Raw genomic sequence first — 13,339 nt, 5'->3', positions numbered from 1 at the left:
ACGGCCCTTTTCGCGGCGCCGCGCCGGCCGCTATGTATCGTCCAGATGACAGGCGCTAAGATGCGGCTTGCCCGTGTCGATAGCTTCAAGGCCTGCGGACGCGCCGGCTGCCTTCGCCGCCGCGTCGAACCTCACCGGCTTTAGCATGGGGCGTTCCCGCGTGCAGCGCTCCATCACGAAAGGACAGCGCGGGTGAAACGGACAGCCCGACGGCGGATTGAGCGGGGATGGGAGTTCGCCCTTGATCGTATCGAACTGGCGTCGGTCGGTGCGCAGCACCGGAAGCTCCTTGATCAGCGCCTGCGTATAGGGATGGCGCGCCCGGCTGAAGATGGTGTCCGTATCGGCGATCTCGACGATGCGGCCCAGGTACATGATGGCCACGCGATCAGAAAGATGGCTGACCACGCCAAGATTGTGGCTGATGAAGAAATACGTGAGCGAGTATTCCTTGCGCAGCTGCATGAACAGATTCAGCACCTGCGCCTGGATGGATACATCGAGCGCGGCCACGGCCTCGTCGCAGACGATGACGGAAGGCTTGACGGCCAGCGCGCGCGCCACGCCGATGCGCTGGCGCTGCCCGCCCGAGAACTGGTGCGGATACCGGTAGCGGTATGACGGGTCGAGCCCCACCTTGCGCATGAGCTGCGACACATAGGCTTCCTTTTCGCCGCTCTTGATCATGCCGTGCACCACCGGCCCTTCACCGATGATGTCGATCACGCGCATGCGCGGGTTGAGCGACGAGTACGGATCCTGGAAGATCATCTGCACGCCGAGCTCGTACTCGCGCCGCGCACTGCCGCTTAACTGGGCCACCGGCCTGCCCCGGTAGCGGATCTCGCCCGCGCTGGGCGGCAGGATGCCGGTAAGCATGCGGCCCAGGGTCGACTTGCCGCAGCCTGATTCCCCGACGATGCCAATGACCTCGCCAGCCATGACGTCCAGGTCCACGCCGGCGACGGCCTGCACCGAGCGCGGCTTGACGCCGCCCTTCAGCAATCCGCCCATGCGCGACAGGAAGTCCACGGGCTGGGAATAAACCCGCTGCACATTGCGCAAACCAAGGATGACTTCCTGTTCGCTCATGCCTGCACCCCCTGGTGCCAACAGGCGGCCCAATGGCCGGGGCCGACCCGCTCGAAGGGCGGATCCTGCACGCATGTACTGCTGGCGCGATAGCACCTTGCCTGGAAAGGACAGCCTTGGGGAAGATTCAGCAAGGACGGCGTGGAGCCGGGAATCTGGAACAGCTCTTTGCCGCGGGTGTGTATCGAGGGAATCGAGGATATCAGCCCATGCGTGTAAGGGTGGCGCGCCCCGCCCACGATCTCCGGAGTGGCGGCGGTTTCGACGATGCGGCCCGCATACATGACAGCCAGTCGGTCGGCCAGGCCGGAAACAATGGCAAGGTCATGCGTGATCCATATCAGCGCCGTTCCCGACTCGCGGCAGAGCTTCTGCACCTCGAACAGAATCTGCCCCTGTATCGTGACGTCGAGCGCCGTCGTGGGCTCGTCGGCAATGATGAGCTTGGGCGAGTTCAGCAGAGCGATGGCGATCGCGATGCGCTGCCGCATCCCGCCCGACAGGTGATGCGGATACACCTGCAGCCGCTCTTCCGGCGAAGGGATGCCGACCTTGACGAGGACCTCGATGGCGCGATCGCGCGCCGCCTTGCGCGTAACCTTGTCATGCGCCAGCACGGCTTCGATCATCTGCGTATCCACCCGCAAGGTGGGATTGAGCGTCATCATCGGATCCTGGAAGATCATGGCCATGTCCTTCCCGCGCAGCTGGCGGTACTGCTCGGGCGACAGCGCCAGCAGGTCGCGGCCATTGAAGACCATGCGTTCGGCCCTGACCCTGCCGGGCGCATCGACCAGGCCCATAAGCGAAAAGCCGGTGATGCTCTTGCCCGAGCCGGACTCGCCCACCAGGCCCAGGATCTCGCCCTCGCGCAATTGCAGCGATACGCCGTCCACCGCCTTCACGATGCCGTCCCGCGTGTGGAACCATGTACGCAAGCCCTGAACGTCGAGCAGCAGATCGGCAGCGGGCGCATGGTCGGCAGCGGCTTGGGTCTGGCGGGGAACGGCGAGGTCATGCATGGTTCGTCCTGGGCCCTAGATCTCGTTGCGCGGATTGAGGATATCGCGCAAGTGATCGCCCACCAGATTGATGGCGATCACGATCAGCGCGAGGGCGATGCCGGGAAAGAAGGAAATCCAGTAATTGCCCGACAGCAAAAATTCAAAACCATTGGAAATGAGCATGCCCAGGGATGGCTCGGTCACCGGCACGCCCACGCCCAGGAAGGAAAGAGTAGCCTCGAGCGCGATGGCGTGCGCGAGGTCTATGGTCGCAATGACCATGAGCGGCGGGATACAGTTGGGAAAGACATGCCGCCACAGAATTCGATGCCAGGACAGCGACATGCAGCGCGCCGCCTCGACGTATTCCTTGTTGCGCTCGACAATGGCCGCCCCGCGCGCGGCGCGGGCGAAGTAAGCCCACTGCACCGCGATCAGCGCGTAAATGACCTTGTCCACCCCTTTGCCGAGCATTGCGAGCAGGATGAGCGCCAGGAGGATGGAGGGAAACGACAGCTGGATGTCGACGATGCGCATCAGGATGGCGTCGATACGCCCGCCGAAATACGCCGCGATCAGGCCGGCCGCGGCGCCGATCAGGAATGCCACGATGACCGAGACGAAACCCACGAACAGGCTGGTGCGCAAGCCGTACAGAATGGCCGAGAGCACGTCGCGCGCCTGGCCGTCGGTGCCCAGCCAGTAGGTGAGCGTGCCGTCGAAATTCTTGCTGCCCGGCGGCATCTTGGAATCCATGATGTCCAGCGAGCCGATGTCGTAGGGGTTTTGCGGCGAAATCCACGGTGCGAGAATCGCCAGCAGGATGAAGCCCAGCAGCATGACAAGCCCGACCACCGCGATCTTGTTGGAAAAGAACTGGGCGATGAAGACACGCAGCAGGCTTTCGTGTTCCGGAACCGGAATCGCGGTATCGGGTACGGCCGGCGCCAGCGGCTTGCGCAATTCCATCAGGCGGCTCCCAGGCGCACGCGCGGGTCGAGTATGGTGTAGGCGATGTCGACCACCAGGTTGAGCATGGCCAGGAACACCACGGTCAGCATCAAGTAAGCCACCACCACGGGGCGGTCCAGGGTGATGATGGAATCGATCAGCAGCTTGCCCATGCCGGGCCATGAAAACACCGTTTCCGTTACCACGGCAAAGGCGAACACCTGGCCGTATTCCAGGCCGCCGATGGTCACGATGGGAATCATGATGTTCTTCAGCAGATGCACGCCCAGCACCCTTTTTTCGCGCAGGCCCTTGGCTCGGGCGAACTTGATGTAGTCCTGGGGCAGGCATTCGCGGGTTGCGGCGCGGGTCACGCGTATGATGAGCGCGCATTTGGCCACGGCAATGGTGCTGGCCGGCAGGATGAGGCTTTTCAGGCCTTCCCAGTTGAAGATGCTGAGCTGTATGGGCCCGAAGGATTCGACCGGCCCGCGCCCGCCCGCAGGCATCCAGCCCAGCATCACCGCGAACAGCATGATCAGCATCAAGCCGACCCAGAAGTTGGGCAGCGAGAAGCCCAGCACAGAGCCCGACATGATGCCGCGCGCCGCCAGGCTACGCGGCCGCAGCCCGGCATAGATGCCCAGCGGCACCCCGATCAGGACGGACAGCAGCATGGCCAGCGTGGCCAGTTCGAGCGTGGCCGGCATGCGTTCCAGGATCAGCATCATGGCCGATTCGCCGTTCAGGAAGCTTTTGCCGAAGTCCAGCTGGATGGCCTTGGACATGAAGATGGCGTATTGCTTCCATAGCGGCAGATTGAGCCCCAGGGCTTCGCGTATGGCCTCGCGCTCCAGGTCGCTTGCCTCGGGGCTGGCCAGCATCAGCACCGGGTCGCCGATGACGTACAAGCCGGCGAACACCAGTGCTGACATGACCAGCACGACGACAAACGTTTGCAGCAGACGGCGAACGATGGTCGATAGCACCGCGCGCGCGTCCCGCTACTTGGCCACCGTCATGTACTGGGCAAGCGTCATCTGGTCGGCGCGGCCGCCGTAGCGGACGTCCTTCTTCATGGCCCAGACGGAGAGCTCGAACTGCAGGGGCAGCAGCGCGTAGTCTTCCATGGCCATGTCGCCGGCTTTTTTCAGGAGCTCGGCGCGCTTGGCGTCGTCGAGCGTCTTGGAGGCCTCGAGCACCAGATTGTCGACTTCCGGATTGGTGTATTTGCTCCAGTTGGTGGTGCCGATGCCGCGCGCCGGATCCTTGGTGACGACGAGCGATGTCATGGGATTGAGCATTTCGCCCGAACTGGCCGCCCACCCTGCCAGGTAGGTGCTGAACGCAAAGGCATTGCGCTGCTTGAAGAATACCGACGGCGCCATGGTGTCGACCGTGGTCTTGACGCCGATGCGCGCCCACATGGAGGCCACGACCTGCGCGATGCGCTTGTCGTTCGTATAGCGGCCGTCGGGGGAGCCCAGCGATAGGGTGAAGCCATTGGGGTAACCCGCCTCGGCCAATAGTTTCTTGGCCTTCTCGGCGTCGGCTGCCGCAACCTTGGAATGCTTTTCAGACGTGCCGAAGGCCGGATAGGCCAGCAGGTTGGCCGCGGGCAGGCCTACGCCGTCCATCACGCGTTCGACGATCGCCTTGCGGTCGATGGCGAGGGACAGGGCCTCGCGCACCCGCCGGTCGGTCAGCGGATTCTTGCCGTCGGTGCCTTCCATGCCGGGAGGCGGTTCCTTGCCCTGGTTCAAGGCGAGGTAGATCACCCGTACGGACGGCGTTTCCTGTATGTACAGGTTCTTGTCCTTCTTGAGCTTGGGGAGGTCGTCGGTGGGGGGATCCTCGATCACGTCGACGTCGCCGGCCAGCAGCGCGGCGACCCGGGCAGCCGAGTTGGTGATGGGACGATACGTGACCTTGTTCCAGTCGGGCTTGTCGCCCCAGTAGTGTTCATTGCGATCGAGGACGATTTCGGCGCCGCGTTTCCAGGAGACGAACTTGTAGGGGCCGGTGCCGACCAGGCCGTCGCCGCGGTTGAGTTCGACCGTGGTCTTGCCTTCGGGGGCCGGGCCGGACGCCGCCTTCTTGGACATGATGGGCACCATGGACAAGTTCGCCAGCAGGACCGGCGACGGGCCCTTGGTGGTGATCTTGACCGTGTGCGGATCGAGCGCTTCGACCTTGTCGACCGTGCTGAGATACAGTGCGTAGGACGAGGGGCTGTTGGGCACCTTGGGCACGCGATCGTAGGTGAACAGGACGTCGTCGGCCGTGAACGGCGAGCCGTCGGAGAACTTGACGTTCTGGCGCAGCTTGAAGGTCCAGACGTTGCCGTCGGCCGTCCAGGACTCGGCCAATGAAGGAACGGGATTGGCATTGCCGTCGGTGCGCACCAGGGGATCGAAAATGGTTTCCGACAGCTGCGTATTGGGGGTGAGCGAGTGGAACTGCGGATCCATGGAACTGGGTTCGGAACGCAGCGCAATGGTGAGATCGCGGGCCTGGACCAGGCCTGACACAGTCAGGAAACTGACCGCCAGCGCGGACAGGAGAACGGTTTTGCGTATCAACTTCATGGTTATGCTGCCCTTTTTAGGAGTAAGTTAAACGGGTGACGCAATAACACTGCAGCGGCAAAAAAAGAAATCGCTCCATGCCTTTTTGGACATGGAGCGAGTGTAGCCAGCTAAGTTGTTTTCAAAGATCGGTATTTTCCCGATGCAAGGTTACTACCTATCTCACGGTGCTGAGCATGTACTCGACAGCCGCCTTCAGGGTCGCGTCGTCGGCCGTCGTGGCTCCCCGAGGAGGCATGGCGCCCTTGCCCTTGATGGCTACCTCCATCATGGCGTCCATGCCCCGGGCGATCAGCGGATCCCAGGCCTTCTTGTCGCCCAGCTTGGGCGCGTTGGCCACGCCGGTCGTGTGGCAGGCCACGCAAGCCGACTTGTACAGCTTCTCGCCGCTGGGGTGCACCGCAGCCTTGTCGGTCGCCTTCGCCTCGTCCTTGGCCGCAGCCTTGGCGGGTGTGGCTGCCGCAACCTTCTTGGCGGGAGCCGCCGCGGTCTTGGCGGGCGCCACCAGGTGCTTGGTCTTGGCCGCGTTGTCCGCCGCAAGCTTCGCGTTGTCGGGCGAGACCGGACCGGCTGCCTTAATCTGCTTCATCAAGTCGTCGTTCCATTTGCCCTCGACCACGAAGTGGCCGGCGGCGCCCAGCTCGAAGGCCTCGATCAGGTTGTGGTTGACGTAGGCGTACACACCAGGCTGCTTGAAGGTGTACAGCGCTGCGCCGGCCGACCCGCCGCGGATGAACCAGGTTTCAAGATCCTTCTCGGGCGGGTTGTTGAACTTGCCCGTTTCCCAGACCCAGTCGCCGTGGCCGCCGATCAAGTGGGGGCGCGTGTCGCGGTTGGCTTGCGAGTGGATCATCAGCACCGTCTCGCCGACCTTGGCTTTCAGCGCACCTTCGCCCGTGAGAGCGCCGACCTTGCCGTTGAACACGACGTGCGTGGGCGTCAGCTTGCGCATGACTTCCACCGTGTCGGCATAGCTTTCCGCCAGCGACGCGTAGTCCTTGTACTTGCCGTCTTCATCCTTCGGAATGTAAAGGTCGAACTCGCCTATGGTGTAGGCAACGTCGTACTTCAGCTCTTTTCCTTCCGGATCCTTCAAGCCTTCGCGGGGCAGGACCATCATCGTGCCGCTCATGCCCGCCACCACGTGCCAGGGGACCATGCCTTCGGGCGCGCAGTGATAAACGAACACGCCTGCGCGGTCGGCCTTGAAGCGCATCGTGGCTTGCTCGCCCGGATGCACGTCGGTCAGTTTTGCGCCGCCCAGCGCGCCGGTTGCCGAGTGGAAGTCGACGTTGTGCGGCATGGCATTGGTCGACGGGTTGACCAGGGTGATTTCAAGGTAGTCGCCTTCATGCACCACAATGGTCGGACCCGGCATGGAGCCATTGAATGTCATGGCTTGCATCGTCGTTCCCTTGTCGTCGATGACAATCTTCTTTTCTTCTATCGTCATGGTGACTTCGACGACCTTGGGACCCGAGCTGGCTTTTTGTTCGTGCTTGTGCACCATGGGGGGTGTGACCAGATCGACCTTGACGCGATCCAGCTTATCCGCAGTGTCGGCCATTACGGGAACGCCCGCCATCAGCGCGGTCATCACAGCGGCGAAAAGGGTGGGACGGAACGCTTTCATTTGCAACTCCCTTCTTCATTTACGTTGTCAATTTCAACAACTCCATTTGACTCCTGCGGGGGTTGCCCTTCTTTGCTGCAGAACAAACTTCTCGACACATTTCTCCGGGTTTACCCCTATTCTTGATGCAGATTGGATCGACCGTTGTTTTTCTTGTCGCCGGGTCGTGCGAAGGCGGGGGTGATAGAATCAAAAGTCCTGGATCCTTGCATGGACAACCCAATGAGCTCTCTCCTGAACCGCTCGCTCATCAAGAATCTCGATCTGTTCCGTTCGCTGTCCGAAGCCGAGCTGGACCAGGCCCTGGAAAGCGCGCAATCGATCCTGCTTCAGGAAGGCGCCAAGGTGTTCGCGCAGGGCGAGGAAGCCGACCGCTTTTTCGTGCTGCTGCACGGGCACCTGAAAGTCGTCCAGGTCACGCCCGACGGCGAGCAGGTCACCGTGCGCTACGTCAGCCCCGGCGAGGTCTTCGGCATCGCACGCGCCATGCGGCGCAGCCACTATCCCGCCACCACGCTGGCGGTCCAGGAAAGCATCGTGCTGGCCTGGCCGTCGTCCGAATGGGACCAGTTCATCGCGGGCAATCCCCAGTTCGCCTTCAATGCGCTCCAGACCGTGGGCCAGCGCCTTCAGGACGCCCACTCGCGCATCCGCGAACTGTCCACTGAAGAGGTCGAACAGCGCGTCGCGCGCGCCATCCTGCGGCTGGTCGACCAGTCCGGCGCCAAGACCAGCGAAGGGATAGAAATCAGCTTCCCCATCACACGGCAAGACATCGCCGAAATGACCGGCACCACCTTGCATACCGTCAGCCGCCTCCTCAGCCAATGGAAAGACCGCGGCCTCGTCAACAGCGGCCGCAAACGCATCACCGTCTGCTCCCTGGACGAGCTCATCCGCCTCGCCGAAGGGCAGCATGTCGGAACCGGGTTGGGGTCAGACCCCGTACGGGGTCTGACCCCCTGAAATTGCGCTGGGGTCTTCAGGGGTCAGACCCCATGCGGGGTCTGACCCCGAATCTCTGCGTCTGGGGTCCGACCCCGCCCGCCTCATCCCGCACCAGCCGGAAGCCCAGGTTGCTGGGCGGCACCCCGACCGAACAAGCGCCGCTTTTCGGGTCCCGGATGAAATCCGTGATGTAGCTGCGGTGCGGGCCGGCCACCACGCGTACGCCGCAGTTCTCCGATCCGCCGGCCGCCGGGCCGGAAACCAGGTCCAAGTTCACCCGGGTGCTGCAGGTGTCCGTCCAATCCCAGACATTGCCGGCCATATCCTGCAACCCGTTTTCATTCTGTCCGAAGCCGCCAAAAGGCCGGAGCGTGCCGTCGACCGTGGTTTTCCGCTGCGTTTCCAGCGCATATTCGGCCAGCCAGCGCTGGGCAGGGTCGCTGGGATCGAACTCGTCGAGGATCACGTCTTCCTTGTAGGCCGCGCCGGCCGCATATACCCATTCCGCGTAGGTCGGCAACCGGTAATGATGGCCGGTTTCCCGGGACAGCCAGCGCGCGTAGTCGGTGGCATCCCGCCAGCTGACACCCACCGCCGGCAGATCCGGATCGGCATCCTCTCGATGGTCGCGGTCCAGGGGCTTGCACGCCTTGGCCGCCACGCAAGCGGCGTATTCGGCCTGGCTGACCTGGCGCTTCATCATCCGCAACCCGCTGCCCAGGGTGTCCGTAGCCTGCTGCGGCGTGACGGGAAAGCCGTTGCGCAGGTATTCACCGGGCGGGTAATACTTGACCTGGCCGGCCGGCAGGATCACGAGCTCCGTGGCATCCTGATCATTGGCCTCCTCGGGGGACCCAGGCCCTTCCTGCACGCAACCGGCCATGAATGCCGCTGCAAGGGCAAGGGCGGTGAACTTGGATAGAGTCTTGACTACTGGGGCACGCATGGTTCAGCACCTTGTATGTCGGCTGGCTTCCAGCCTTACAGGTACATTGAACCGCGTTCGTCATGCGCCGTCTTTGTGCTGGGACAAAGAAGGAAGGAGTCGAGGGGTCAGACCCCGGCCGCGCAAAGGCAGGGGGTCAGACCCCAAAGGGTCTGACCCCACGGATGCGTCAAAGGATGGGGTCAGACCCTATAGGGTCTGACCCCAATGACCTCAAGCCATGTCAGGCGATGCCGGCCGAGTGCGCCTGCTGGTCGGCGTGGTAGGACGAGCGCACCATCGCGCCCACGGCGGCGTGGGTGAAGCCCATGGCGTAGGCTTCGCGCTCCAGCATGGCGAAGGTGTCCGGGTGTACATAGCGCAACACCGGAAGATGATGCTCGGACGGCTGCAGGTACTGGCCGATGGTCAGCATGTCGATGTTGTGCGCGCGCATGTCGCGCATGACTTCGAGGATTTCCTCGTCGGTTTCGCCCAGGCCGACCATGATGCCGGACTTGGTCGGCACATTGGGCTGCAGCGCCTTGAATTCGGCCAGCAGCTTCAGCGAGTGCATGTAGTCTGCACCGGGGCGCGCCTGCTTGTACAAGCGAGGCACGGTTTCCAGGTTATGGTTCATGACGTCGGGCGGGCATTCGTTGAAGATGTCCAGCGCGCGCTGCAGGCGGCCGCGGAAATCGGGCACCAGCACTTCGATGCGGGTGGAAGGCGACTTTGCGCGCACCTCGCTGATGCAATCGGCGAAATGCCGGGCACCGCCGTCGCGCAGGTCGTCTCGGTCGACCGAAGTGATGACCACATAGGACAGCTTCATGAGCGCGATGCTGCGCGCCAGGTTGGCCGGCTCGTCGGCGTCCAGGGGATCGGGGCGGCCATGGCCCACGTCACAGAACGGACAGCGCCGGGTGCACTTGTCGCCCATGATCATGAAAGTGGCCGTGCCCTTGCCAAAACATTCACCGATATTGGGGCATGATGCCTCTTCACAGACGGTGAAGAGATTGTTCTCGCGCAGTATGCGCTTGATGTCGTAAAAGCGCGAACCCGGCGCGGCGGCCTTGACGCGTATCCAGTCGGGTTTCTTCAGGCGTTCCGCCTGGACGACCTTGATGGGGATGCGCGAGGTCTTGTCCCCGGACTTCTGCTTTTGCGTAGGGTCGTAGGGCGCCGGGCGCACGGTGGGTTTACGGACTTCGGGCTGGTCAACGGGTGTAGTCATACAGGTCCCTGCCACGAAGCGGCATCGCTTCGCGCTGAAAGCGGCGGCGTGCTTCACACCGCCCGCTGAATGAAAGAAAGACCGTATTTTACCGCGCCGCTCCGTGCTTCACCTAATTCCCCTATCCGGGGGTCAGACCCCATGCGGGGTCTGACCACGATTCTGCCCCTATACTGGGTCAGACCCTGGACAGGGTCTGACCCCGATCTTGAACGGATGGGGGTCGGACGCTGTAGGGTCAGACCCCTTGGGTTTTAGAGTCAGACCCCGCATGGGGTCTGACCCCTGAGGCTCACCGCCCCTTCCAGACGGGATGCCGCTTCTGCATGAAGGCGTCTATGCCTTCGGAAACGTCTTCCGCCATCATGTTCCGGGCCATGACCCCGGCGGCGAAATCATAGGCTTCGGCCAGCCCCATGCCCCGCTGCCGCTGGAACATGGTTTTTCCGGTGCGCACGGCCAGCGGACTCTTGGCGCAAATCGCCGAGACGAGTGCCGCCACCTTGGCGTCCAGCTCTTCCAGCGGCACTACGTGATTCACGAGCCCGTTCTCGCGCGCATCCTGCGCGCTGATGAACTCGCCGGTCACCAGCATCTCAAAGGCCTTCTTGGCGGCCACGTTGCGGGTCAGCGCCACGGCCGGCGTCGAGCAGAACAGCCCGACGTTGATGCCCGACACGGCAAACCTGGCCGCGTCGGCCGCCACGGCCAGGTCGCAGCTGGCCACCAATTGGCAACCCGCGGCCGTGGCGGTGCCGTGCACCCGGGCGATCACCGGCACGGGCAAGTTGACGATGCTTTGCATGACCTGGCCGCACTGCTGGAACAACTGGTTGTAATAGTCTTGATCGAGCTTGGAGCGCATCTGCTTCAGGTCGTGGCCCGCACAAAAGGCGCGCCCATTGCCGGCCAGGACCACGCAGCGTGCATCCTGGTCCTGCGCGATGTCGTTCAGCGCGGCTTGCAGCGCATCCAGCAGCTCTTCGGACAGCGCATTGAATTGATCGGGCCGGTTCAGCGTCAATGTGGGTACGCCGTCGCCACGCTCGACCAATAGCACATCGCCTGCGTTTGCCATGCATGTCTCCTGTTGTGGGGGGTCAGACCCCGCATGGGGTCTGACCCCTGGACTCCGCAAACGCCTGGAACCGCGCCGCCAGCCGCTGTCCCAGCAGTTCGCCTGTTTCGAGAACGGTAGCGCCAATCCCGCAAGACCGCAAATCGACGGTCTTCAAGCCTTCATAGCCGCAAGGATTGATGCCCAGGAACGGGTCCAGGTCCATATCGACATTGAGCGCCAGGCCATGGTAAGTACAGCCGTTGCGCACCTTGATGCCCAATGCCGCGATCTTGGCCAGTTCGCCGTTCGCTACGCCATCCAGCGGCACATAGACCCCGGGCGCGTCGGGCTTGCGACATGCGCCCCTGACGCCCAGGTCCGTAAGGAGATCGATCAGCACATCTTCCAGCAAGGCGACGTATTCCTTCACGAACAACTTCATGCGCCGCAAGTCGATCAGGCAATAGGCCACCACCTGGCCGGGGCCGTGGTAGGTGACCTGGCCGCCGCGATCGCAATGGACAAGTTCGATATTGCCGTGATTCAGCACATGTTCCGGTTTGCCCGCCTGACCCAGGGTGTAGACCGGCGGGTGCTCCACCAGCCAGATTTCGTCGGGAGTCTGTTCGCTGCGCGCCTCGGTGAAGTCGCGCATTGCCTGCCACGCCTGCAAATAGGGCATGGGCCGCGGCAGCCATTTGTACCGGATCATTGCATCAAAGCACCACGGACACCATGGGGTGGCCATGCAATGCGCGATACAAGGCATCGAGCTGCTCGCGCGAGGTCGCCCGGACGATGAAGGTCAGGCCGATGTAGTTGCCGCTTTTACTGGGACGCATTTCGACGGTGCCCGGGTCGAAGCCAGGGTCGAACTGCAGAACGACGTCGGTGAGCGTCTGGGCGAAATCCGGATGCGACTTCCCCATCACCTTGATGGGGAAGTCGCTGGGATACTCGATGAGCGACTGCTCGGGCGGAATCTCGCGCATGGTGGTCAAAGGGCGGCGATGGCCTTGTCATAGCCTTCGCGCAGTTTGGCGTACACCGGGCCGGGCTTGCCGGATCCCACGGGCTTGCCGTTATAGGTCGTGATGGGCAGCAGTTCCTTGGTGGCCGAAGACAGCATGAGCTCGTCGGCCTGATCGACTTCCTGCTGTGAAATGGGCCGCGCATTGAAGGGAATGCCGGCAGCCTCGGCCAGCTCTTCAAGCAAACCGTAACGTATGCCTTCTAGAATCAGGTTGCTGCGGGGCGGCGCCAGCAGCACGCCGTCCTTCACCATCCAGATATTGCAGGAAGCGCCTTCCGACATGTAGCCATCGCGGAACTGGATGACTTCGTCGACGCCGTTGTCGACCGCGTGCTGCTTGGCCAGCACGTTGCCAAGCAAGGACACCGACTTGATCTCGCAGCGTAGCCAGCGCACGTCGGTCATGCTGACCACCGACATGCCCTGCTGGCGGACCTGCGCGCCAGGCCGGACGAACGGCGAGACCATGCAGAAGACCGTGGGGGTGGCGCCTTTGGGAAAGCCGTGATCGCGCTTGGCCACGCCGCGCGTGACCTGGATGTAGACCATGCAGTCGCCCAGCCCGGAACGGGCGATGAGATCCTGCACGATGCCTTCCCAGTCGGCGCGTTTCAGGTCCACCTTGATGTCGATGGCGGCCAGGCTGCGTTCCAGGCGGGCCAGGTGACCATCCATGCGAAACGGCTTGCCCCCATAGGCCGGCACGACATCATAGATGCCGTCGCCAAAAATGAAGCCACGATCCAGCACGGAAATCTTGGCATCGCCCAAACGAACGTAATCGCCATTCAGGTAGACGATACTGTCGTTATCGACATCAGGAATCATTATTGCACCTTGTAAACGGGAAAGAGACGACGCGCGC

Annotated in this window: 13 protein-coding genes; 1 reads left to right on the top strand and 12 read right to left on the bottom strand. The window is 62.8% G+C overall.

Annotated elements, in window-relative coordinates; all coding sequences use genetic code 11:
* Positions 1 to 30: 30 nt before the first annotated feature.
* From ACSBPU_RS02735 to nirK, 6 genes are all read right to left on the bottom strand, one after another.
* Entirely contained in the window at positions 31 to 1,092 is a 1,062-nt protein-coding gene (locus ACSBPU_RS02735; RefSeq protein ID WP_442595386.1) for an ABC transporter ATP-binding protein, read from the bottom strand.
* Positions 1,089 to 2,114: an ABC transporter ATP-binding protein gene (locus ACSBPU_RS02730; protein WP_442595384.1), complete on the bottom strand. Its 1,026-nt coding sequence runs from the start codon at positions 2,112 to 2,114 to the stop codon at positions 1,089 to 1,091. Before ACSBPU_RS02730 ends, ACSBPU_RS02735 begins: the two co-directional genes overlap by 4 nt.
* A gap of 15 nt (positions 2,115 to 2,129) precedes the next feature.
* Positions 2,130 to 3,065 carry an ABC transporter permease gene (locus ACSBPU_RS02725; RefSeq protein ID WP_442595382.1) on the bottom strand — a complete coding sequence of 312 codons (936 nt, stop codon included), beginning with the start codon at positions 3,063 to 3,065 and terminating at the stop codon, positions 2,130 to 2,132.
* Positions 3,065 to 4,036 carry an ABC transporter permease gene (locus ACSBPU_RS02720; RefSeq protein ID WP_442595380.1) on the bottom strand — a complete coding sequence of 324 codons (972 nt, stop codon included), beginning with the start codon at positions 4,034 to 4,036 and terminating at the stop codon, positions 3,065 to 3,067. The genes ACSBPU_RS02725 and ACSBPU_RS02720 overlap by 1 nt, the downstream gene beginning before the upstream one ends.
* 15 nt (positions 4,037 to 4,051) lie before the next feature.
* Positions 4,052 to 5,635, bottom strand: a complete 1,584-nt coding sequence (locus tag ACSBPU_RS02715; RefSeq protein ID WP_442595378.1) for an ABC transporter substrate-binding protein — start codon at positions 5,633 to 5,635, stop codon at positions 4,052 to 4,054.
* A 157-nt stretch (positions 5,636 to 5,792) separates the two neighbouring features.
* Positions 5,793 to 7,268, bottom strand: coding sequence for a copper-containing nitrite reductase (nirK, locus tag ACSBPU_RS02710; protein WP_442595376.1), 1,476 nt, complete (start codon positions 7,266 to 7,268; stop codon positions 5,793 to 5,795).
* A gap of 222 nt (positions 7,269 to 7,490) precedes the next feature.
* On the opposite strand from nirK, the gene ACSBPU_RS02705 reads away from it, so the two are divergent.
* Positions 7,491 to 8,234, top strand: coding sequence for a helix-turn-helix domain-containing protein (locus tag ACSBPU_RS02705; RefSeq protein WP_180070066.1), 744 nt, complete (start codon positions 7,491 to 7,493; stop codon positions 8,232 to 8,234).
* Between the two features lie 16 nt (positions 8,235 to 8,250).
* Here the strand turns inward: ACSBPU_RS02705 and ACSBPU_RS02700 are convergent, their stop codons facing one another.
* The 6 genes from ACSBPU_RS02700 to ACSBPU_RS02675 all read right to left on the bottom strand — a co-directional run bounded on the left by ACSBPU_RS02700 (position 8,251) and on the right by ACSBPU_RS02675 (position 13,302).
* Positions 8,251 to 9,162: a formylglycine-generating enzyme family protein gene (locus tag ACSBPU_RS02700; RefSeq protein ID WP_442595373.1), complete on the bottom strand. Its 912-nt coding sequence runs from the start codon at positions 9,160 to 9,162 to the stop codon at positions 8,251 to 8,253.
* A 223-nt stretch (positions 9,163 to 9,385) separates the two neighbouring features.
* Positions 9,386 to 10,381, bottom strand: a complete 996-nt coding sequence (lipA, locus tag ACSBPU_RS02695; RefSeq protein ID WP_442595371.1) for a lipoyl synthase — start codon at positions 10,379 to 10,381, stop codon at positions 9,386 to 9,388.
* A gap of 292 nt (positions 10,382 to 10,673) precedes the next feature.
* Positions 10,674 to 11,459 (bottom strand): enoyl-CoA hydratase, encoded by a 786-nt coding sequence (locus ACSBPU_RS02690; protein WP_442595369.1) that lies wholly within the window; start codon positions 11,457 to 11,459, stop codon positions 10,674 to 10,676.
* A 22-nt stretch (positions 11,460 to 11,481) separates the two neighbouring features.
* Entirely contained in the window at positions 11,482 to 12,153 is a 672-nt protein-coding gene (gene lipB / locus ACSBPU_RS02685) for a lipoyl(octanoyl) transferase LipB (RefSeq protein ID WP_442595367.1), read from the bottom strand.
* A 4-nt stretch (positions 12,154 to 12,157) separates the two neighbouring features.
* Positions 12,158 to 12,433 (bottom strand): YbeD family protein, encoded by a 276-nt coding sequence (locus ACSBPU_RS02680; protein WP_442598512.1) that lies wholly within the window; start codon positions 12,431 to 12,433, stop codon positions 12,158 to 12,160.
* A 5-nt stretch (positions 12,434 to 12,438) separates the two neighbouring features.
* Complete coding sequence (locus tag ACSBPU_RS02675; RefSeq protein WP_442595365.1) at positions 12,439 to 13,302, bottom strand: D-amino acid aminotransferase; 864 nt, start codon at positions 13,300 to 13,302, stop codon at positions 12,439 to 12,441.
* Between the last annotated feature and the right edge of the window lie 37 nt (positions 13,303 to 13,339).

The organism is Parapusillimonas sp. JC17 (assembly GCF_052180245.1).
GTDB lineage: Bacteria > Pseudomonadota > Gammaproteobacteria > Burkholderiales > Burkholderiaceae_B > Parapusillimonas.
The sequence above is the reverse complement of the archived record's forward strand: the minus strand, read 5'-3'. Positions and strand labels throughout refer to the sequence as shown.

Bases quoted from the DNA above. Each gene is read 5' to 3' on its own strand.
- ACSBPU_RS02725 (WP_442595382.1), bottom strand. From the start codon at position 3,065: ATGGAATTGCGCAAGCCGCTGGCGCCGGCCGTACCCGATACCGCGATT.
- ACSBPU_RS02690 (WP_442595369.1), bottom strand. From the start codon at position 11,459: ATGGCAAACGCAGGCGATGTGCTATTGGTCGAGCGTGGCGACGGCGTA.
- ACSBPU_RS02680 (WP_442598512.1), bottom strand. From the start codon at position 12,433: ATGCGCGAGATTCCGCCCGAGCAGTCGCTCATCGAGTATCCCAGCGAC.
- lipB (WP_442595367.1), bottom strand. From the start codon at position 12,153: ATGATCCGGTACAAATGGCTGCCGCGGCCCATGCCCTATTTGCAGGCG.
- ACSBPU_RS02730 (WP_442595384.1), bottom strand. From the start codon at position 2,114: ATGCATGACCTCGCCGTTCCCCGCCAGACCCAAGCCGCTGCCGACCAT.
- nirK (WP_442595376.1), bottom strand. From the start codon at position 7,268: ATGAAAGCGTTCCGTCCCACCCTTTTCGCCGCTGTGATGACCGCGCTG.
- ACSBPU_RS02705 (WP_180070066.1), top strand. From the start codon at position 7,491: ATGAGCTCTCTCCTGAACCGCTCGCTCATCAAGAATCTCGATCTGTTC.
- ACSBPU_RS02735 (WP_442595386.1), bottom strand. From the start codon at position 1,092: ATGAGCGAACAGGAAGTCATCCTTGGTTTGCGCAATGTGCAGCGGGTT.
- ACSBPU_RS02715 (WP_442595378.1), bottom strand. From the start codon at position 5,635: ATGAAGTTGATACGCAAAACCGTTCTCCTGTCCGCGCTGGCGGTCAGT.
- ACSBPU_RS02675 (WP_442595365.1), bottom strand. From the start codon at position 13,302: ATGATTCCTGATGTCGATAACGACAGTATCGTCTACCTGAATGGCGAT.
- ACSBPU_RS02700 (WP_442595373.1), bottom strand. From the start codon at position 9,162: ATGCGTGCCCCAGTAGTCAAGACTCTATCCAAGTTCACCGCCCTTGCC.
- lipA (WP_442595371.1), bottom strand. From the start codon at position 10,381: ATGACTACACCCGTTGACCAGCCCGAAGTCCGTAAACCCACCGTGCGC.